Source organism: Micromonospora sp. NBC_00362 (assembly GCF_026342155.1).
Lineage (GTDB): Bacteria > Actinomycetota > Actinomycetes > Mycobacteriales > Micromonosporaceae > Micromonospora > Micromonospora hortensis.
In genome coordinates this window covers 26,985-46,532 of the sequence record NZ_JAPENH010000001.1, presented here as the reverse complement: position 1 = coordinate 46,532, position 19,548 = coordinate 26,985, and the positions used below count along the sequence as shown (strand labels likewise).

The window sequence follows — 19,548 nt, the reverse complement described above, 5'->3', positions numbered from 1 at the left end:
GTACCCCGCCCGGCCGAGACCAACCGTGCGCCCGCCGCACGGCTGGCTCAGCGCTTACAGGTCCTCGGGCCGCACAAAATTCCGGTGTCGATCTGGTAGGCGGTGGCTAGCGTACGCGGATGAGCATCGTCCCAAGGACCGGCCTGCGGCTGCGGTTCCTCAGCGATCCGGGCGAGTTCCTGGCCGTTGCGGGTGACTACCTGCGCGCCGATCCGGTCGTCAGCACTGTCGTGACCACCATCGCGCACCGGCTGTTGTCGCAGCGGACCGAGGGGATCCCGCAGCCCGACCGCAACTGGTGGCTGGTGGTCAGCGACGACTCCGGTGCCGTGGTCGGCGCCGGGATGCGCTCGGCACCGTATGCCCCCTATCCCCCGTTCCTGCTGCCCATGCCCGACGAGGCGGCCGTTGCGCTGGCCCACGCCCTGCACGAGCGCGGGGAGGAGGTCCTCGCTGTCAACGGGGCCCTGCCTGCCGCCGAGCTGTGCGCCGCCGCGCTGGCCCGGCTCAGCGGGGGTGACGTTCAGGTCGCCCAGCACACACGACTGCACGAGCTCGGCGAGCTGACGTGGCCACCATTGGTGCCGGGCAGCCTGGTGACCGCGACCGAAGACGACGCGGGACTGGTCACGCAGTGGCTCGCCGCGTTCATTGGCGACGCCGACGAACAGGCGGGCCGCCCGCCCGGTACGAGTGCGCACGAAGCGCCCGACCACGCGGAGGTGCTGCGTCGGATCCGAGCCGGACGGCTGTGGTTCTGGGTCGACGAGACCGGGGAGCCGGTGCACCTCACCGGCGCGAACCCACAGTCGTTCGGGGTGGCCCGCCTGGGCCCGGTGTACACACCGCCAGCCCAGCGCGGACGCGGTTGGGCCAGCAACGCGGTAGCCGAGGTTTCCCGCCGAATCCAGGCCGAGGGCGCACAGGTCTGCCTGTTCACCGACCAGGCCAACCCGACGTCGAACAAGATCTACGCCGCCCTCGGCTACCGGCCGGTCGTCGACATGGCCAACCTGGTCATCGTCCGATGAGCAACTGGCGGAGCGGCTCCACCGCTCAGGTCGAGGTCTGCTCGCGCAGTGCGCGGGCCGTTCATCACTGGGCGAGCCCGTTCGGCCAGCCAGAGTTCACTGTGCTGCTGCTCTGTGACCGCGACGACGAGGCGACTCTGTTGCGGGAGGAGATCGCCCGCGCGGACGCCGGTACGCCTCACCGAGACGGGCCCGCTGATCGTCGGCCGTACGAGACGGTTGTCCCCACCAGCAACACCGCTCCTGCGAAGAAGTAGGTGTTGACTCCGATGCCGGTCCAGAACTCGCCCGTCGAGATGTCCGCCGCCCCCACGAAACCACCGCGACGGACACCGGTGACCATCAGAAGATTCTCGACCATTCCTGGAACACCCCGGATGACGAGCAGGGTGCTGCCGAACACCAGTGGCGTCAGCAGCAACCATTGGGGAAGACGTCGAGCCGGCGGGCGGACTGTGGCCAGAACGACGGCTGCTCCGATGGCCGACATGGAGATGAGCACCACGTTGAAGATCACGTAGGCCCTCATGCCCCACGGTCCATCACCGGTTGGATCGGGCCCAGGAAAGAACACCAGGAACACGTGGGACACCACAAAGAAGATCAACCAAGCCAAGGCGCCGTACGCCCAGCGACGGCCTCTGCGAGCGGACATACCAGCACTCTCGCCAAGGCGGCACCGTGACGCCTCCCGCCCTGGGTGGGTTTCGCTCCCCCAGCAGAGCGAGGTGCGGGAGTGTCGAATGCTGCTACCGGGGTGCCACTCTCGGCATGATCCTCCGTTCGCCGGTGGCGGCCATCGAGTGCATCGCGGCGCTGGCGAGCGGGATCAGCCGGGCCAGGCCCGGCTGTCCGTTGCGTCGGGCCAGGTCGGGCCCGAGGCGAGCCATCAGCAGGGTGAGCGCCGGCAAGGGCCGGACGTAGAGGGTGATGTGCTTGATCAGGCCGTCGGCACCCAGACGCAGGCGCTGGGCTTCGTAGAGACGCACCGCGCCGACCTGCGCCTCGTAGAAGAGCGCCACGGTACGGCCCTCGGCGACCTGGTCGGTGTAGGTGATGTCGTCGATCGCGGCCAGGGCCACTTCGAGCAAGGTGCGTACCTGCTGGCGGCCCCGGAAGGTGAACTGCTCAGTGATCGGCGAGACCACTGTGACATCGGGGCTGAGGGCGGCGACCGCGCCGGCGGCGTCACCGGCCTCGCCGGCGGTCCGCCAGGCGGCGACGGCGTCATACGACTGATTCACGGGTACTCCCCCATGTTTGCTGTGGACACCGGAGGCTCTGGTACTGCATGCCGCTGTCACGTCAGGGCCGCCTTGGGGAGACGGCTCTCCGCCGTCGGCACGTTCGTCCCGCAGCGCTCGTTCGGCATTCACGGCTGGGGTGCGTACGTCCAACGTAGTTGGTGAATGGCGTACACGACGTCCCGCGTTCGACAACCGGGCTCGCCGCTCGTGCAGCCAGACCAGCACCACCATGGCGACGTGGAAGGCAACCGGCGCCGCGATCGCCACTTCGGCCCGTCTACAGCCAGTCGTGTTCGCGGGCGTAGCGGGCCGCTTCGTGGCGGGTCCGGGTCTGGGTCTTGCGCATGGCGTTGGAGAGGTAGTTGCGGACGGTGCCCGGAGCGAGGTGCAGGCGTGCGGCGATGTCGGCGACCGAGTAGCCCTCGCCGGTGACCCGCAGGACGTCGGCTTCACGGTCGGTGAGGGGGGAGTCGTCGGTGACGGCGAGCGTTGACACGTCCGGGTCGATCCAGCGTTTGCCCGCGTGCAGGGTGGCGATGACCGAGGTGATGTGGGCCGGTTCGGCGGACTTGCTGACGAAGCCCTGGACGCCGAGCTTCAGGGCCTTGCGCAGCACGCCGGGGCGGGCGTGTCGGGTCAGCATGAGGATCACCTGCTCCGGTCGCTCGCGGCGGATCTCCGCGACCGCGCCCAGGCCGTCCACGTCCGGCATCTCCAGGTCGATGACCAGCACGTCGGGCCGGTGCCGCAGGGTGGCGGCGATCGCCGTGCGGCCGTCCTGCGCCTCGGCGAGAACGGTGATGTCGCCCTCCATCGGCAGCAGCGCGGCCAGGGCCGTGCGGAGCAGCGCCTCGTCGTCGGCGAGCACGATAGTGGTCATCGGCCGTCCTTCCCGGTAGCCGTCGGGGGCGCGTCGACCCGAGCGGGTGGGAAGGTCGCTGCGGTCAGGAACCGCCCGTCCTCCTGTTCCACAGTCAGCTCACCCCCGTCGCCCGCCACCCGTTGCCTCAGCGCCGCCAGGCCCCTGAGTTCCGGGGGCGTACTGGCGGTCGCGCCGTCGTTGACGATGGTGATGCCCGACGCGGAGAGCGTGATCTGCACCTGGGTGGCCTGGGCGTGGCGCAGGATGTTCGTGGTCGTCTCGCGCAGCACCTGCCCGAGCAGTTCGCTGGCGCGGGCGTCGACCTCGGCCTCCCGGGTCACCCGGACCCGGATTCCGGCGGCCTCGAACAGGTTCTTCGCGTTCTCGATCTCTGCGGTGAGGTTGAGCCGCCGTTGCGCGTAGGCGAGTTCCTTGGTCTGCGCGATGGTGTCGCTGACCAGCGTGTACGTCTCCCGCAGTTCCTTCTCCGCCCGAGCGGTGTCGCGGAGCAGCAGTCGCTGGGCCAGGGCTATCTTCAGCTTCACCACGTGCAGGGTGTGGCCCTGGATGTCGTGCAGGTCGCTGGCGAACCGCACGCGCTCCCGCACCACGGCCAGTTCCGCCTCGCGTTCCCGGGTCTGTTCGAGCTCCCGGATGAGGTCGTAGAACCGCTCGCCCACCACCGTGAAGACCGTCACGACGATGGTGAGGGCGGTCGGAATGAGAACGTAGGTGACCAGAACGTGACCGACGTCGTCCCGCTGCACCAGCAGCCGCGCCGCGCCCACGACAGCGACGTAGGTGAACAGCCCGGCCATCACCAGCTTCCGGCGTCGTCGCACCTCGCGCAGGGCAAGTGAACCTACGGCGCAGACACCCCAGTAGGCGTTGGGGCTGCCGGTCACCAGCACCCCCAGCGGCCACACCGCTGCCGCCACGACCAGACAGGGCAGCGCGACCCGGGCGAGGTCGTTTGCCGTCCACCGTTCGAACGCCACCACGGCCGCCACGGCCCCCGGGGCCAGAACGGCGAGGTGCCACCAGGCACGCGCATCGGTGTAGAGCAGGACCACGGCGGCGAACACCACCGGCGGCAGTGACGTGGCCAGGTTGAGCCGGCGCAGCCTCCCCTGCGTCGACTCGGTGAAGCGCGGCGATCTCCCGGTCACCACCTCAGTATCCGGCAGCCAGGAGCGCCGACCAGTGACACCACGTCACATGCGGTGATGACGTGGTGCCACTGACGGGTCGGCCGCGCCCGCGCTGTCATTGGTGCATGTCCACCACACCCGTCATCGACGTCGAACGGCTGAACCTCACCTACGGCGACTTCCACGCCGTCAAGGACCTCTCCTTCCAGGTACGACCCGGAGAGCTGTACGCGCTGCTGGGCACCAACGGCGCCGGAAAGACCTCGACCCTGGAAGTCATCGAGGGACACCGCAGGCCGGCCTCCGGCACGGTCCGCGTCTTCGGGCACAGCCCCGACGACCGGAAAGCGGTACGTCCCCGAATGGGCGTCATGCTCCAGGAGAGCGGATTCTCCCCAGACCTCACCGTCCGTGAGTCCGTCGGCCTGATCGGCCGGCTCAGCGGGCGTAGCGACGACGTCGACCGGGTCCTCGACCTCGTCGACCTCACCGCCCGAGCCGGCCGCAAGGTGTCGCAACTCTCCGGCGGAGAGAAGCGGCGGCTGGACTTCGCCACCGCCGTCTACGGCACCCCGGAGCTGATCTTCCTCGACGAGCCGACCACCGGCCTCGACATCCAGTCCCGCGACGCCGTCTGGGCGACCGTCGACCGCCTCCGCGAAAACGGAGCGACCATCGTGCTCACCACCCACTACCTGGAGGAGGCACAACAACGCGCCGACCGCATCGGACTGATGCACCAGGGCACCCTCCACCGCGAAGGCACCGTGGCCGAACTGACCCGCACCCTGCCCGCGGTCATCCGCTTCTCCCTTCCGGCACCGGCACCGACGCTGCCGGTGCGGGCCGCCGTCGACGCGGCCGGGAAGGTCGTGGTCGAGACCTTCGAGCTGCAGAAGGACCTGCACCTCCTGCTCGGCTGGGCGCAGGACCACGCCGTGGAGCTGCGGGACCTGGCGGCAGGGCCGACCCGCCTCGACGACGTCTTCCGCGCCATCAACAGTTGATTCGATCTTCCGCGAGGAGCCTCACCGTGTTGTCCATCGCGTCCAGCGAACTGATCCAGATCTTCCGCAACCGGCTCGTGCTGATCACCAGCCTCATCATCCCGGTCGCGGTCTGCGTGTTCTTCGTCCGTCAGCACGAGACGTACGCCGCCATCGGGAGCCTCGGCTACATCGCCGCGATCGTCACGTTCACGGTGGCCGCGTTCGGGCTGTACGCCACCGCCGTCACCACCCTGGCGTCCCGGCGACAGAATCTCTTCCTCAAGCGGCTGCGCTCCACCGCCGAAGGCGACGCCGGCATCCTCGCCGGCCTCCTGCTGCCAGTGGTCGTCCTCGCCGGGGTGCAGGTGACAGCGATCCTGACCGCCCTGGCCGTGGTCGCCGACGCACCGGCGAACGTCGCCCTGCTGGTGGTGGCGGTCCTCGCGACAGTGGCCATGATGATCGGCCTGGCGCTGGCCACGGCCGGATTGACGAACTCCCCCGAACACGCCCAGGTCACCACCCTGCCCGTTACCCTCGGGGTGATCGCCATGGCCAGTTGGGTGGGCATCACCGGCACCGAGAACCTGGCCTGGCTCAAGCGGCTGCTGCCCGGCGGCGCGGCCACCGAACTGACCGTGAACGCCTGGAACGGCGGCGTCGCCGTGACCGACTCCCTGTTCCTGCTCGCGCCCACGCTCGGCTGGGTCGTCGTCGCCGTCAACCTTGCCATCCGACTCTTCCGCTGGGAGCCGCGCCGATGACCATCGAAGCCCGATCCGACGCGCCGACAGTGGTGGAAGATCTCCTACTGCTCCTGTTCCAACCCAGGTCCGGGACCATCGCGGGAGAGAACACCCTCTTCTACGTCCTCGGCGGCGCCGTTCTCGCGGACCTCGCCCTCGGCGACCACCTGACCACTGCGGACCGGGGGCGGCTCAGGAGCGTGGCAGGTCACCCACCGACCGATGGCCTCCTGGGTCCCGCGTGGGACTACCTCGCCGAGAAACCGAGGGGGGTGCAGACGGCCCTGGCCGCGATCGGTCCAGCCCTGCGCCAGCCGGTGCTGGAACGGCTCATCGCGCGAGGCGACATCGACCAGGAGCCCCGTAAGGTGCTCGGCCTGTTCCGGACGACGGCCCTTCGGGAGGGCAGGACCGAACGACGGGCCCGCCTGCTCGCCGACGTTCGGCGGGTCCTCGTGGACGGCGCGGAGCCGCAAGCCCGTGTCGCCGCGCTCGCGGCGCTGCTCTCGGCGAGCGGGACGCTCCCGCAGTTCGACCGCGAGATCCCGTGGACGTCACCGGTGATCAGCCGGGCCAAGGAACTCGAGCGGGGCAATTGGGGTGCCGACGCCGCGGCGGCGGCCGTGACCCGCACCGTGACGGCCACCGTCGTCAACAGCGCCATCGCGGCCATCACAGTGCTTCCTCGAAGCTAGCTTCGAGGAGAGCGCGGAGGCGCTGGCGGCCGTGGAGACCGGTCACACGGCCGGCAAACTGGTGGTCACTGTCTCCGTCTGACGACCGGCGACCCGCTGCCAGGGTGCGGCAACACACCGCGCCCCGGCAGCGGCCTCCGCAGGACCGACGGACGTGTGCGGGTCGGTGGAAGCCTTCTACGCTCCCTCTCGGGTGTTGGACGGGTGCGGCCGTTCGGGTGGTTTCCCCTTGGCGTGGACGGCGTCGGAGGCGGCGATGCCGGCGAGGACGATGACGGCGGTGACGGCCACGGCCAGCGGCGGCAGAAGGATCATGAACGGTGAGGCGGCGGCGAGCGCCAGAGCGCCGACGATCCGGGAGCGGGACACCCGGGCGAATACGGCATGTTCCACCAGGGCTCGTCCAATCAGGAAGAGCATCGGCCCGCCGAGGACGACGAGAACCCACGCCGCGTTGGTGTGCCCGAACGGATGTTCGATCACGATTTCGTACCCCACGGCAACGGCGACGATCCCGGCCACCATGAGTACGTGCGCGAGGAAAGCCTCCCGGATGAGGTGCGCGGGCTCAGCGGCGACCCTGATGGCTTCGGGCAACAACTGGCCCGCCCTGAAGACGTAGACGCGAAACAGCAGCACGGTGGTGATGAATGACACCGCGAAGGCTGCCGCGGCTCCGCCGTGCCGAAACGAGGTGTCGCTGTAGGCCGAGCCGGTCGTCAAAATAAGTTCGCCGAGAGCGATGATGAAGAATTGTCGGTAGCGCTCAGACAGGTATTCGGCCAGGACGGGCCACTGCCGTTGCGTGGGACGGGACCACGGCGCGGGATAGAACAGCAGCAGTGCCGCGCCGTCGATGGCGATCGCGAGCGTCCACAACAGGCTGCGGGCCAGATCCGTCACGATCGCGCCGGCGATCCACGGCACTGCCGACAACGTGAACCAGAAGAACACCCCAGCCGCTCGGCGCTGAGCTTCGTGGCCACGCAGCAGCGGCACGATGACCAGCCCACGAATGATGTGGACGGCGACGTAGGCCCCAGCGAAGGCCAGACCTCTGTCCCCGAACGCGTGCGGCACCGCGACCGCCATCACCAGCGCGCCGAGCATGGCCGTGTAGACCAGCACCTGAAGCTGCGGCCGCTGCGGATCGTAGAGGTCGGTGACCCACGCCGTGACGAACCACAGCACGATGAAGGCCAGCAGCAACAGGAGCGTCTCGCCGACGTCGACGAGGACGACGCGCTGCTCGGTAAGCTCCGCGACCAGCCGCTGTGAGACCCGATTGAGGGCGAAGATGAAGACGAGGTCGAAGAAGAGTTCCAGAAGGCTCGGACGCTGCGGTTGCCCGGGTTTTCGAAGCAGCGCTGCTGCCCTTGTCGACATGGGCCGCCCATTCCTGCCGGCTTCGCCTATCCGGGTATTGGTACCACGCCGGAAGGGTCGTCGAGTCGATACCCGAAGAATGCCGGTGGGCCACAACCTCTTTGGTAGGCGTCGCGATCCCCATTCCTCCGACGGGTTGGTCCGCCACCGGTAATGGGCACGATTCGGCGCGCTACGAGCGCGGGGTTGTATCCCCCTTCGAGGGGTACGCCCGTTGCGCCACGCGGGCGCCGTCGGATCAGCCGAGCGGGTCGGTGTGAGCCGCGTACGCGCCGGAGGGCCGGTACCGGATGGATCAGCGAGACGCTGGCGGGCGCGCCAGGGCCGACGGCTTCGTGGAACTGCGGGTGCATGGGGTCTCCGCCACCGGACCGGACGACCTCCTGGATCGACAGCACGTGCAGCAGGTGGCGGGTGACCACAGGGGCGGCTTCTATCGACCCCGGCCGGGAAACCACGAGGGCGCCGAGACGGACGGGGTGACGCTGGAGGCCTACCGCTGGAACAACCTGCCCGCCGGCAACGCGGTGCGAACGCTGTCGATGGTGATCCTGTTGCCCTTCATGCTGATCAACCTCGCCATCTGGATGCGTCCGGCCACAGCCGGCTCCGACCCGGTGATCAAGGCCCTGTGCCGGTTGTTGGCGCTCACCCTGACCGGGATGTACGTGCTGAGCATGGTGGGCATCGCGCTGGATGTGATTGCGTGGAAGTGCATGTCCTCACCGGAGTGCCTGGCGGGACGCAGTTGGCTCTCCTGGCTCGGGGGGCGTCCTGCCGGACTGCGCCTGGCGGTACTCGCGCTGGTGCCGGCTGCGGCCATCAGCCTCGTGTGGGGGCTCAGCGCTCGCCCGGCACTCCCGTCTCACGTCTTCCGCTCGGCCGACCAGCCTCTTGCGTCGAATCGGCTCACCGCCGTCGGCCGGTGGGACAATGAGCCGCTGGTCGGTCGACTGCGCTCGATTCACGTCGCGGCGGCATTTGCCACGCTGGACCTCAGCCTGCTCGGTGCCCGGGCCGCACAGGGTTTGTCGATCGGCACCGTCGCGCTGGCGGCAACTTGCGGACTCCTGCTGATCATGAGTGCGGTTCTGCTCTGCATCCCACCCCTGACCAGGCCAACGGAGTGGCGGCTCGACCGGTTGGTCAGCGCGCTGCGCACGATCGCCCTCGGTCTGACCGTGCTGGTCTGGATCCACGTCCTGACCAGTTCAGCCTCCTGGCCGGAACGGAACGGGCTGCCCGGCTACAACCTGACCGTCGTCGGGCTGTTCATCGGTCAGGCGGTGCTGCTGGCCGCCCTGGGGGTGGTGCTGTTCTGGCATCGGCGTCGAGAGCCGGGTGTCGCGCCCGCGCTCGGGTTCGGCGCCCTGGCGACCTCCGTAGCCGCGATCAGCCTGGCGCTCACGTTCTCCGCCGAACTGGTCTATCGGGTGTCCGACGTCCTGAACAGGGGGGCGCCGACCGCGGAGGCGTTGATTACCAGCCCACCGCGTGCCTGCATCTGGGCGATCCTCGGCTTCTCGCTGGCGGTGCTGGTGACGCTTGCCGTCGCCGGTGTGGTGTCGGTGGCGTCACGACCGGGACGGATCCGGGCCGCGTCGGCAATCGTTGCTCGTGACTTCCCGGACGCGCCTGCCGATGCCACGCCGCGGCTGCGGCAGGTGCGCAAGAGCATGGCCCGCGCCCGGTTCACCGAGCGGCTGGTGCCGCTCGCGGTTCTCTACGCCTGCCTGGCCGGGATCGGCATAGCAGCGGTCGCGCTCGGCCTGCTGCCGACGCCTCCCAGCGAACTGGTCCAGCGCTACGTCGGGCTGCCGGCCGGCTTCGTCAACTTCGGCATCGGTGTCGGCAGTTATCTGATCGCCGCCCTCATCGTCGGCCTGGTCGTCGGCGGAATCTTCGCCTACCGCACACCCGGATTCCGCCGGTACGTCGGCGTGCTGTGGGACCTGGGCACCTTCTGGCCGAGAGCCGCGCACCCGTTCGCGCCACCGTGTTACGCCGAACGGGCCGTTCCCGAACTGACCTGCCGGATCACTCACCTCGTCGACTCCGGCAACGCTGTGGTGCTCACCGGGCACAGCCACGGCTCCGTCCTGCTCGCCGCGACAGTGCTCCAACTGCCGCGACGGGTCACCGACCGGGTCGCGCTGCTGACCCACGGTTCGCCGCTGCGTCGGTTGTACGCCCGTCTCTTTCCCGCATACGTCAGCGACGAGGTGATCCACGAGATCGCCGACCGGGTGGACTGGCGGTGGGTGAATCTGTGGCGGGACACCGACCCCATCGGCGGCCGCGTCTTTCCGCCGCATGGCCCCGACGAGACGCCCGCGGCGTGCGACCGAGAGGCGACCGTGGACCGACGGCTTCGCGACCCGTACGGCGTCACGCCTCCGTCCGGCGACATCTTCCCGCCACCGATCAAAGGGCACCGGCCCTGCGAATCCGAGGAGGCGTTCACCGAGGCGGTGCGTCACCTGGCCGACCACCTCCGCTGAGGGCACCGATCGCAGGGTGCCTGGGTCTCGGTGTGATGCGGTCAGCGACAGCAGACCCGAGACGTCCCCCGTGTGCTCGCACTGCGCAGAAGTGCGGTCACGAGTAGCGGACAGCCGACACCAGAGCACGATGTAGCCGACTGTGACCATCAGATCACTACGCGCACACTCCTCTTCGACATGTTCCCGTCGACTGGAGGAACAGATGCGTCTCCGATCGTTCGTCACCACGGCGGTGGCCGCCGTCCTGGCCGCCAGCGCACTCGCGCCGCCGGCACCGGCGGCGGCGGCCACCGCCGACCGCTGGGGCTTCGCGTACGTCAAGGACCCCACCGTGTCGGTCTGGACCGTGCTGGACACCAGCCGGCAGTGGGGTAGCTGGAAGACCGCGTTCCCGGCCGCCTGGGCCGACGGCATCAAGCTCGCACCCGGCCGGTTCCAGGTCCGTTTCCCGCAGATCGGCGCCGGTTCCCGGGGCGTGCCGCACGTGACCCCGGTGAACCGGACCGGTCACTACTGCGAGGTCGTTCGCTGGTTCCAGTCCGGCGCCGACGAGATCGTCGACGTGCAGTGCCACAAGCCGGGCGGCGCGCGCGATGACACTCCGTTCACAGTGCTCTGGACGACCAGCTCGGGCGTGCTTCCAGCCGGCACCGCCCACGCGTACGCGCAGTGGAGCAGCGGCCTGGTGGCGCAGTCGTACAACTCCACGGGTGCGGTGAACACTGTCGGGCCGCTCGGCGTCGGGCAGTATCTGGTGCGGCTGCCCGGGGTGGGACTGGCCGGAGTGCTCGCCGGCAACGTGCAGGTCACCGCCGTGCAGCCGAACGCCGGTCCGCGTCGCTGCAAGGTCTACTCCTGGAGCGCGGTCGGCACCGGAGTGCAGGTGTACGTTTTCTGCTACGACCAGGCCGGCGCGTTCGTCAACACCGACTTCGCGTTCTCGTACCACCGTCGGCGGCCGGTGATCGGCTCGCTCGGACCGCCGTCGTACTTCGGATATCTGGGCACCGCCGTCGGCGGGCCGACCAACGACAACTCAGTGCTCGGCGTCGGCGCGAACACTGTGGCACCGCTGGCGCCCGCCGGCCGTTACCTGGCGACCTTCCCGCAGGTCGGCCTCAAGGAGACGCACGCCCAGGTGGTGGCGCAGGGCACCGGTAACAACTACTGCCACCTCACCCAACCCTGGCCGTACACCACAAACGCCGACGTCGACGTCATCTGCTTCGACAACGCCGGCGTCGTCACCCCGCACCGCTTCCTGGCCACCTTCACCTCCCGGCTGTGATGTCGGGCCGCGCCGGCGGTGACGGTTTCCGTTGCCGCCGGCGCGGTCAAGGGCCAGCACTCGTGGTAAGTCCGCTGAGTCTTCGAGATCCGGCGGACCCGAGTGTCTAGAACCCGGTGCCGCGCGCAGCCCGCCTGGCCGTCCATCGAAGCGTCGCGGTGCTGGGGTCACGCTCCATTCGTGGCCGCCAGATCATCGTCCTGCCAACTCGAGACACCCACGACAATCCTCCCGCTCGGACCAGCTTCGTCGGTTCAGGTCGGCTGGCTCCAACCGGGCCTGGTCGAACTCTGAGCGCACCGCCATCCGGAACTGCCAGATCGCCTCGGCGAACTCGTGGTAGGCGCGGTGGTACTCCTCCGACGAGAGCGTCACGCCGGAGCGGATCGCGTTCCGCACCCCGATCAACCCCTGGTAGGCCATCTCCCCGGCCTTGACGATCTCTTTGGTACCGGCGACGAGTAGACGTTCTCGCGCGGTAAACACGTTCGCCTCGTGGACGACGCGGCTGGCGGAACGGAGACCATGTGACGCGCCCTCACCGCTTTGGGCGATCTCCCGGAGCGCGCTGTGGGCGGTGTCGAGCGCCACGGCAAAGTCCAGGTAATAGCCGATGCGCTCCCCCTCACGGCCGCGTCGACGCTCGGCACGGTTGCGCTGTACCTCGACGCTCACCGCACTGGCGAGGGCAATAGCGGCTCCGCAGATCGCACCGACGAATGGTATCCATTCCACGTCTTCAGTATCCGCCGACGATGTGTCCGGCCAACCATGTGTTCCTGTCTCCGGTATGACTGGGGTCAGGAAACACCGGCGGAGGGTGTTACCGGAATCGTGGCCGGATTACCGGCGCGTCCAGACGACACACAGAGACCCGCCTTACTGGCCTCTCTGCGCGTCGCCCAATGCCGTCACCACCGGGTCTACGCGGAGGGAAATCCCTGCTGCTCACAGTCGCGGCACCGTTCACGGTCCGACCAGTCTCGCCGGCCGATCGCATCCGGGGTCAACGGCGACTGCCCCAGGTCGGCCCGCAAAGCCATCCGGAAGGTCCACAGCGCCTCGGCAAACGGGTGGTAGACCTGATGGTAGGCCGCCTCCTCCAAACGCGCCCCGGTCCGGATCGCGTCCCGAACCGCGATGAGCCGCAGGAACGCCGCTTCGGCCGCGCTCACCAACGGCACGGTGCCGAGCACGAGGAGCCGCTCACGGAGCGCGTACACCCGTGCGTCATGGAGCACCTCATTGGCTGGGCCACGTCGGGCCGAGGGCGGCAGGTCGGCACGGGCGACGGCGCGCAGGGCGTTGTGCGCTTCGTCGAGAGCGAGCATGAACGCGACGGCTGTGGCCGACGAGACCGGCAGCTCAGCCTCGGCGAATGGCTCGTCGGTGCGGTGCCGAGATGTCGCGACGTCGCGGCGACGCTGGCGGGGCCACCCGAGCGGCGAGTCCGGCGCGGGATCGCGTGGCCCCGTCCGTTCGGGCGGGTGCGGGTCACGCAGCTGCGCCCGCGCGAGCTTGGCCAACGCGCCGCCGGTCCCCAGCGCCTCGTCGCAACGCTCCGCCAACTGGATGTTGCCCGGTGCGCGGCCTGTCTCCACCTTGCTGAGATAGCCGCGGCTGTAGTTGACTTTTCGAGCGAGCCCGGATAGCGACAGCCCGGCGGCCTTACGGCGTCGGCGGAGGCACTCTCCCAGCCGCTCCACGGTGTCGTTAGGCGGTTCGCACTCCTCGTCGCGGGCGGCCATCATGGCGCAGCGTCGCCTTGGCAGGACACATCGTAACTGTATCAAGGTCAACCTTCGCACGGCGGTGGTCCGGCGGCCGGAGGTGACCGCCGGACCACCGCCACGATCAGCACACGGGCGTCGACACCTGGGCCGCGACCAGCGAGGAGTGGATGAAGCCGCCCGTCGGGGCACTGACCCTGAACCAGCGGTTGGACGCGTAGTTGGAACTCGGCGGGTAGACCCACTGGGTGTCGGTCCAGCAGACCATCGTGACGGACGTGCCGTTGCCGTAGTACCCGTTGGACGAGCACCCGGTGTAGGCGCAGCTTCGGATGTTGGCGCCTCCGGAGTTCGAGCTGATGTATGGACCGGCGGCGGATGCCGGCACACTCGTCGCCGCCACGAGAGCCCCAGCCGCACCGACGATCGCGGTCATCCGCCCGAGACGGCGGTGGAAGGCAACCCTGGTTTCTGACATCGCGCACTCTCCCCTGCACTCTGGACTGGTAGGAGGACCAGCCGACTGCCATGAGCGTCAACCGTCCGAACCTCTTTCCGGAACGTGTTTCCTGTTGCATCCGACAGGAGGAGACGGCGCACGTTCATCTCCGCCGAAGCCTGGCCAGACGTCTCCCGTGTGCGGCCGCACGCGAGAACAGACGTCGGTCGTCCAGGTTCAGTCCAGGTCTGGCAGTTGTGCTCGGATCGCGGATCCGAGCGTCGCGACCGCCGCTGACCAGGAGAAGCGGAGGAGCAGCCGCTCGCGCAGGCGGTGGATCTCCGCGAAGGCGGTGGGCAGGTCGTCCAACACTCGCTGCACCGCGTTTGACCACGTCCGAATGTCACGGTCGCGGTCGTCGGTGATGTCGACAATCAAGCTGTCAGCGGAGGCCCCCAGCTGTTCCCGCAGCAACTCTGCCAGCCCGCTCTGCGCGCTGACGAGGATCGGGGTGCCCACCGCGAGCGCCTCCCACGCCGCCAGACCGAAGCCTTCAGCCCGGGAAGGCATCAGGCACAGCGCCGCACGCCGAAGGTCCCGGCGCACCGCCACGCCGTCCTCCGAGAACGGGCGTACGTCGACTCGACCTCGGGCCAGGTCGGTAAGGCCGACGAGCGTGGCGCGCACCTGCTCGCACTGCTCGGCTGGGGCGCCGCGAACGTACAGCAGCGGAGCCAGGCGGTCGGGCCTGTCTGGCAGGGCGGCGACAGCGCCAGCCGCGATGTCGAGGCCCTTGAGTTCTATGTCTCCGGTACGGCCGAGGACCATCACATTCGCGCGTACCGGAATCCGGCGTGCCCGGTCGAGGGGGTCCGGGTCCAGCCCTGGGTCGAGGCGGAGAACAGGGCGACCCCCGTAGCCGTCGTCGAGGAGGTGTGTGGCGTACCGGGCCAGACGGGGCCCCACGCCGACGACGACGTCAGCCTGCCCCGCTAGATCAACGGTGTATGCCTCGCGCGCCTCCACCCGGGCAGACGCCTCACCGCTACCCTTGTACGGTTCAATCTCAGCAGGGGCGGTGTGCACTATGTGGACCATCGCGGTGGCGCCGAACTTACGGGCATAGAGCCAGCCGATGTGCCCGGTCACGCGGTCATGCCCTACGACGACGTCGGGTTGCCGTGCGACGACCTCAGCAACTGGCAGGTGGAGGTCCGGACCCGCAGGCGTGCGGTCGGCGACGAACAGCCGGACGCCATGTCGGGCAGCGTCGGCGCGCTCGGCATCCGTGGCCTGCGCGACAAGGCACAGCACAGCGTCGCCGCACCCGGCGAACGCGACGGCCAGGGCTCGGTTGAGCACGGAGATGCCACCTTTTGCAGGCGACCACTCGTCGCAAACGAACAAGATGGTCAGCGGTGTCTCGGTCATGGCGGCAGCCGACCAGCACAAAAGAATGAATTCAACACCGATCGAATGAAGATCGTTTGGAGTCACTGATGTCGGATGAGGCAGCGTGGCGGACGATGGCCACCGGGCTGGTGACCGTCCGAGACGTCATTCGCAAGGTCGACCGCGGTTGCACCCGATCGGTCGAGCGCGCGGCGTTGGCCAAGGTCGCCGACAGCGCCGCGTTCGTGGGGCTCGGTCCGTCCTCACCGAACCGTGCGAGTTGGATCGTCGAGCGCATCCGAGGCTGCCTCCTCGACCTCGAACGCGCCGTCGCCGGGGCGGCCGCGGACCGGGCGATCCGCTGCTGGGCCCGATACATCGACGAGGGCCTGACCCCTGTTGAGCTGTACGGCGCGTATCCCCACCTCATCGTGAACGACATACCCACAGACAGGGCTACTGCCCAACGTCAACGCGTGCAGAGCCTCATGTGGGCTGGCGGCGCACGGGGGGACAAGGACTCCCTCCCGGGCGTCCTGAAACTCGCCGCCGAACTGCGCACCGCGCTCTCCACGGATCTACCCGACGGACCCCGAATGGACGCCACGACCTTCGAATACGAGTGGAAGCGCCTCGCCACCGCGGCACCGAATGGCCGTGACCTACTCCAGGTGCTGGCCCGGCTGGCTCCGGCCAACCCGTTCCCGAACTCGCTGCTGCGCGAGGCGGGTGACTGTCTACCCGGCCGCGCCGAGGTCGCATGCGCTTCCCCCACCGCGCTACGAGAGGCGTGCACAGCGCTGCGGACCCGGGGCCTGCTGGACATAGATGGCGGTCACGTATCAGTGCCGACGAATATCGCCGTCCATGTGAGAGAGCAGGTGACGCCTCAGCAGGATGCTCACTGGACCGCTGCCGTGCTGCGTTTCCTCACCCATGCGCTGCGGTCCGACACCCACCACAGCGACTCATGGACGGAGTGGGAGTTCGGGTACCCCCACGTGCTGGCCGTATGCCGGGCGGCGGAGCGGCACCAGGTGCAGTTGGGTGATGTTGCCTACCTACTCGACCGTGCATCGGTGTACGTGCGCGAGGGTGTCGAGGACCCGGACGCGGCGACCGTGCTCGCGGAGCGCGCCGTCGCGATCGCCCTGGCCGTGCAGGATCGCGAACTGACTGGCGACAGCTTGGGAAATCTGGCACTGGCACACCGGGCGGCCAACCGGACAGCAGATGCCATCCGTACCTCGACAGAGTCGCTGGACCACGTCGCCGCGGCGTACGGCACCGGCTGCGAGACGTACGCCGAAAGCCTCACGGTGCATGCCAACATCCTTGCCGCGGCAGGACGCGCTGCGGACGCCGGCGCGGCTCACGAGCAGGCGGTCGGAATCCTACGGACGTTGTACGGGACATGTTCGACGGACCACATTCGTGGGCTGCTGGTCGATGCCCTCAATGACCACGCGGCGCACCTGCTGTCCAGCGGTGCGCCTACCGCTGCCGCTCGGAAGCTGCTGGATGAGGCGAACAAGCTGGTGCGACACGGCGATTACGGCTGGACGCAGATCACGTTGAACCTCGCCCGGGCATGCCGTGCGGCCGGTGATCTGACTGAGGCGCGTGACTACCTTGAATCTCTGCGGGAACACTGCGTCAAGACCAGACTCAGTGTGTCGACCACCCATGTGTGCACAGTGGTGGACCTGGCCGAGGTCTACAGCGATCTGGGCGACCCCCGCGCCGACGCCACGTTGCGCGAGGCACACCGCCTCGACAACGCGCTGGCGAACGCCTTGAATCGGCCGCTGCGCCACGGCCGGAGCAGGTGAGACACGCCAGAGCGACCCGACGTCCGGCCACCAGGTGTCCCATGACCAACAGGCCGGTCCCCTGACCATCGCCGCCAGACCCGAGCAGCATCCCGGCGAAGGTCGTCCGGTGTCGTCAGTGACCTGCCGGTCCAGGCGACCTTCGGGTGCAGGCCGTTCAGGCAGCGGGGCGGCCCGGCGATCGAAGCCCTCCGTGAGGGATTGATCGCCGGGCCGCACCGGTGACGAGCCGCGCGCGGCGGCCCGCCGGTCAGCCGGTCAGAGTCCGGCGGCGTGCGCGGCGGCGGTGCCGCCGACCACGGGGAGGACGATGTTGCTGCTCTTCAGCGCGACCTGCAGGTTCGCGGCGGTGGTGTCCGCCTGGCTGGAGTACTGCGGGTAGCTGGCCACGATGATCACGCCGATCCGGTGGCCGGGCTTGAAGACGTAGTCCTCCGGCAGCAGCGGGAAGCTGAAGTTGTACGACTCCCCCTGCACCAGTGGCACGGCGACGCGGATCGACTGCCGGTTCTGGGCGTCCATGATGCCCTTGGTGACCAGCTCGTAGTCGGCAGTGGCCACCCGCTTCGTCGTCTGCTTGTAGCAGCCGTCGTCGGTCGGGCTGCTCTGGCCCCAGCAGTCCTCGGTGGTCAGGGTGATGATTCCCTCGCCGGAGGCCCGGTGCGCGACCCGCTCGTCGGTGCCGTAGTCGACAAGGATCGCCCCGAGGTTGGTGTCGGTCTGGTCGGCGGAGGCCCGCAGTTGCACTGTGGGTGTGCCGGAGATGTGCAGCGGCGCGGTGAGTGGCGCGGAGAGGAAGGCCAGCCGATTGGGCTGCACCACGTCCGGGTTGAGGATCATGGTGTTCTGGCTCTGCGTGCGGCTGTCCTGGAACGCGCCGGTCGCCGGCTTCGTGGTGGGCACCAGCCCGAGACCGCCCGCGCCGGTGGTGCCGGGCTGGAGGAACACCTCCGTGTCGGCCTTGCCGGGGATCGGCCAGTCGGCGTGGGTCTCCCACACGTCGGCGGAGCGCTCCAGGTCCACCCGCGGCTCATCCATGATGCCGTTGGCGACGTTCTGCAGCCAGAAGTCGAACCACCGGTGCAGCGTCGACACCCACACCGCGCGGCGAGAGTCGAACGGGTCGACGTGGCCCTCCTGCGACAGCCACAGCTTGCGCGGCACGTTGTTCTCCGCCAGGGCGTACCAGAACTTGCTGAAGTGGTCCGGCCGGACGTTGTCGTCGTTGAGGCCGTGGTAGAGCAGGACGCTGGCGGTGACGTTGGGGACCTTCTTGACGTAGCTGCGCTCGTTCCAGAAGGCCGTGTAGTCGCCGTGCTCGTCGCCGTCGGCGGCGCCTATCGCGTCGCGCACCGGCTTGCAGTAGTCCCGGCGCTCGGGGTTGGTGACCGTGTTGGCCAGCGAGGACACGTAGCTGTTGCCACGGGTGACCACGCCGTTGCTGCGCACGTAGTCGTAGTACTCGGTCGGTCCGCTGATGGGCACGACAGTGGTCAGGCCCTTCACGCCGGTCACCGCCGTGGCCATGGCCAGCGAGCCGTCGTACGACTTGCCGATCATCCCGGTCTTGCCGTTGTGCCAGTCCGCCTTGACGACCTCGCCGGCGGCGTTACGGGCGGTGGCCCGGCCGTTGAGCCAGTTGATGGCCTGCTTGGCGCTCAGGTTGTCCTGGTTGGCGTTTGTGGTCGGGCAGCCGGTGGAGTTGTTGGTGCCGACCATGTCCAGCAGGATGACCGCGTAGCCGCGCGGCACGAAGTAGTTGTCGTAGAACAGCGGCCACTTGTCGAGCAGCCCGTCGCCGTCGAGGTCCGCCTTGCACTCGGACTCGTTGCCTCGGCAGACCGTCGAGTAGTAGGGGCTGGCGTCCATCACCACGGGGGCCTTGAGCCCCTGCGCGGTGGCCGCCGGCCGCATCAGGTCGAACGCGATGATGTCGCGCAGACCATCGTTGTCGCTGTCGAAGGTGGAGTCGATGAACAGGCGTTCCCGAATGGCGTCGGCGTAGCCGAACACCGGCTGGGTGACGCCGTCCTGGACGACGATCGACGGCGGGCCGTCCGCCGCCTGCGCCTGCGGCGCCGCGCCGAGGGCGGCGAGCACAGTCGCGGACAGTACGGCCACGCCTGTGCGCCAGCGCGTTCCCACTCTAGGCATGCAGTCTCCTTGATGTGTCCGAGGCTGCGTACGCTACGAGCCGGTGGCCTGCGCCACCACCTGCACCTGTAGGAACTTCGCCGGGTGTGCTTCGACGCGGGC

General features: G+C 68.9%; 17 protein-coding genes. 7 read left to right on the top strand and 10 right to left on the bottom strand.

Translation table 11 applies throughout. The annotated features are described in order from the left end of the window. The first annotated feature begins 119 nt into the window (after nucleotides 1–119). Nucleotides 120–1,031 carry a GNAT family N-acetyltransferase gene (locus OG992_RS00185; protein ID WP_266301897.1) on the top strand — a complete coding sequence of 304 codons (912 nt, stop codon included), beginning with the start codon at nucleotides 120–122 and terminating at the stop codon, nucleotides 1,029–1,031. A 178-nt stretch (nucleotides 1,032–1,209) separates the two neighbouring features. Here OG992_RS00185 and OG992_RS00180 read toward each other — a convergent pair whose 3' ends face one another. The 4 genes from OG992_RS00180 to OG992_RS00165 form a co-directional block, all read right to left on the bottom strand. Further along, on the bottom strand, nucleotides 1,210–1,560 hold the full coding sequence (locus OG992_RS00180) for a hypothetical protein (protein WP_266301896.1): 351 nt from the start codon (nucleotides 1,558–1,560) through the stop codon (nucleotides 1,210–1,212). 220 nt (nucleotides 1,561–1,780) lie between these two features. Beyond that, a complete protein-coding gene (locus OG992_RS00175) occupies nucleotides 1,781–2,275 on the bottom strand; it encodes a nuclear transport factor 2 family protein (RefSeq protein ID WP_266301895.1) in 495 nt (164 codons plus the stop codon). Between the two features lie 280 nt (nucleotides 2,276–2,555). Next, nucleotides 2,556–3,158 (bottom strand): response regulator transcription factor, encoded by a 603-nt coding sequence (locus OG992_RS00170; protein WP_266301894.1) that lies wholly within the window; start codon nucleotides 3,156–3,158, stop codon nucleotides 2,556–2,558. After that, nucleotides 3,155–4,309, bottom strand: coding sequence for a sensor histidine kinase (locus OG992_RS00165; protein WP_266301893.1), 1,155 nt, complete (start codon nucleotides 4,307–4,309; stop codon nucleotides 3,155–3,157). Before OG992_RS00165 ends, OG992_RS00170 begins: the two co-directional genes overlap by 4 nt. Before the next feature lie 107 nt (nucleotides 4,310–4,416). Here OG992_RS00165 and OG992_RS00160 point away from each other — a divergent pair, with 107 nt between their 5' ends. From OG992_RS00160 to OG992_RS00150, 3 genes are read left to right on the top strand one after another with little or no spacing between them, the layout of a single operon-like run. Beyond that, on the top strand, nucleotides 4,417–5,298 hold the full coding sequence (locus OG992_RS00160) for an ABC transporter ATP-binding protein (protein ID WP_266301892.1): 882 nt from the start codon (nucleotides 4,417–4,419) through the stop codon (nucleotides 5,296–5,298). Nucleotides 5,299–5,324: 26 nt separating this feature from the next. Next, a complete protein-coding gene (locus tag OG992_RS00155; protein ID WP_266301891.1) occupies nucleotides 5,325–6,044 on the top strand; it encodes a hypothetical protein in 720 nt (239 codons plus the stop codon). Next, nucleotides 6,041–6,721 carry a GPP34 family phosphoprotein gene (locus tag OG992_RS00150; RefSeq protein ID WP_266301890.1) on the top strand — a complete coding sequence of 227 codons (681 nt, stop codon included), beginning with the start codon at nucleotides 6,041–6,043 and terminating at the stop codon, nucleotides 6,719–6,721. The genes OG992_RS00155 and OG992_RS00150 overlap by 4 nt, the downstream gene beginning before the upstream one ends. A gap of 177 nt (nucleotides 6,722–6,898) precedes the next feature. Here OG992_RS00150 and OG992_RS00145 read toward each other — a convergent pair whose 3' ends face one another. Further along, nucleotides 6,899–8,107 (bottom strand): low temperature requirement protein A, encoded by a 1,209-nt coding sequence (locus OG992_RS00145; RefSeq protein WP_266301889.1) that lies wholly within the window; start codon nucleotides 8,105–8,107, stop codon nucleotides 6,899–6,901. Between the two features lie 290 nt (nucleotides 8,108–8,397). Between OG992_RS00145 and OG992_RS00140 the strand changes: the two genes are divergently transcribed. Together OG992_RS00140 and OG992_RS00135 are read left to right on the top strand one after the other, a co-directional pair. Then, nucleotides 8,398–10,608 carry a hypothetical protein gene (locus OG992_RS00140; RefSeq protein WP_266301888.1) on the top strand — a complete coding sequence of 737 codons (2,211 nt, stop codon included), beginning with the start codon at nucleotides 8,398–8,400 and terminating at the stop codon, nucleotides 10,606–10,608. Between the two features lie 205 nt (nucleotides 10,609–10,813). After that, nucleotides 10,814–11,899: a hypothetical protein gene (locus OG992_RS00135; protein ID WP_266301887.1), complete on the top strand. Its 1,086-nt coding sequence runs from the start codon at nucleotides 10,814–10,816 to the stop codon at nucleotides 11,897–11,899. Between the two features lie 192 nt (nucleotides 11,900–12,091). Here the strand turns inward: OG992_RS00135 and OG992_RS00130 are convergent, their stop codons facing one another. From OG992_RS00130 to OG992_RS00115, 4 genes are all read right to left on the bottom strand, one after another. After that, on the bottom strand, nucleotides 12,092–12,634 hold the full coding sequence (locus OG992_RS00130) for a hypothetical protein (RefSeq protein ID WP_238684186.1): 543 nt from the start codon (nucleotides 12,632–12,634) through the stop codon (nucleotides 12,092–12,094). A gap of 188 nt (nucleotides 12,635–12,822) precedes the next feature. Beyond that, nucleotides 12,823–13,650 carry a helix-turn-helix transcriptional regulator gene (locus OG992_RS00125; RefSeq protein WP_238684187.1) on the bottom strand — a complete coding sequence of 276 codons (828 nt, stop codon included), beginning with the start codon at nucleotides 13,648–13,650 and terminating at the stop codon, nucleotides 12,823–12,825. A gap of 103 nt (nucleotides 13,651–13,753) precedes the next feature. Then, nucleotides 13,754–14,107, bottom strand: coding sequence for a hypothetical protein (locus OG992_RS00120; protein ID WP_238684188.1), 354 nt, complete (start codon nucleotides 14,105–14,107; stop codon nucleotides 13,754–13,756). 198 nt (nucleotides 14,108–14,305) lie between these two features. Next, complete coding sequence (locus OG992_RS00115; RefSeq protein WP_266301886.1) at nucleotides 14,306–15,499, bottom strand: glycosyltransferase; 1,194 nt, start codon at nucleotides 15,497–15,499, stop codon at nucleotides 14,306–14,308. A gap of 95 nt (nucleotides 15,500–15,594) precedes the next feature. Between OG992_RS00115 and OG992_RS00110 the strand changes: the two genes are divergently transcribed. Beyond that, complete coding sequence (locus OG992_RS00110; RefSeq protein WP_266301885.1) at nucleotides 15,595–17,292, top strand: hypothetical protein; 1,698 nt, start codon at nucleotides 15,595–15,597, stop codon at nucleotides 17,290–17,292. A 258-nt stretch (nucleotides 17,293–17,550) separates the two neighbouring features. Here the strand turns inward: OG992_RS00110 and OG992_RS00105 are convergent, their stop codons facing one another. Next, a complete protein-coding gene (locus OG992_RS00105; protein ID WP_266301884.1) occupies nucleotides 17,551–19,446 on the bottom strand; it encodes a CocE/NonD family hydrolase in 1,896 nt (631 codons plus the stop codon). Nucleotides 19,447–19,548 lie beyond the last annotated feature (102 nt).

Coding starts and splice junctions, on each gene's coding strand:
- OG992_RS00120 (WP_238684188.1), bottom strand. CDS start 14,107: ATGTCAGAAACCAGGGTTGCCTTCCACCGCCGTCTCGGGCGGATGACC.
- OG992_RS00180 (WP_266301896.1), bottom strand. CDS start 1,560: ATGAGGGCCTACGTGATCTTCAACGTGGTGCTCATCTCCATGTCGGCC.
- OG992_RS00185 (WP_266301897.1), top strand. CDS start 120: ATGAGCATCGTCCCAAGGACCGGCCTGCGGCTGCGGTTCCTCAGCGAT.
- OG992_RS00170 (WP_266301894.1), bottom strand. CDS start 3,158: ATGACCACTATCGTGCTCGCCGACGACGAGGCGCTGCTCCGCACGGCC.
- OG992_RS00145 (WP_266301889.1), bottom strand. CDS start 8,107: ATGTCGACAAGGGCAGCAGCGCTGCTTCGAAAACCCGGGCAACCGCAG.
- OG992_RS00140 (WP_266301888.1), top strand. CDS start 8,398: ATGGATCAGCGAGACGCTGGCGGGCGCGCCAGGGCCGACGGCTTCGTG.
- OG992_RS00135 (WP_266301887.1), top strand. CDS start 10,814: ATGCGTCTCCGATCGTTCGTCACCACGGCGGTGGCCGCCGTCCTGGCC.
- OG992_RS00150 (WP_266301890.1), top strand. CDS start 6,041: ATGACCATCGAAGCCCGATCCGACGCGCCGACAGTGGTGGAAGATCTC.
- OG992_RS00105 (WP_266301884.1), bottom strand. CDS start 19,446: ATGCCTAGAGTGGGAACGCGCTGGCGCACAGGCGTGGCCGTACTGTCC.
- OG992_RS00110 (WP_266301885.1), top strand. CDS start 15,595: ATGGCCACCGGGCTGGTGACCGTCCGAGACGTCATTCGCAAGGTCGAC.
- OG992_RS00115 (WP_266301886.1), bottom strand. CDS start 15,499: ATGACCGAGACACCGCTGACCATCTTGTTCGTTTGCGACGAGTGGTCG.
- OG992_RS00125 (WP_238684187.1), bottom strand. CDS start 13,650: ATGATGGCCGCCCGCGACGAGGAGTGCGAACCGCCTAACGACACCGTG.
- OG992_RS00160 (WP_266301892.1), top strand. CDS start 4,417: ATGTCCACCACACCCGTCATCGACGTCGAACGGCTGAACCTCACCTAC.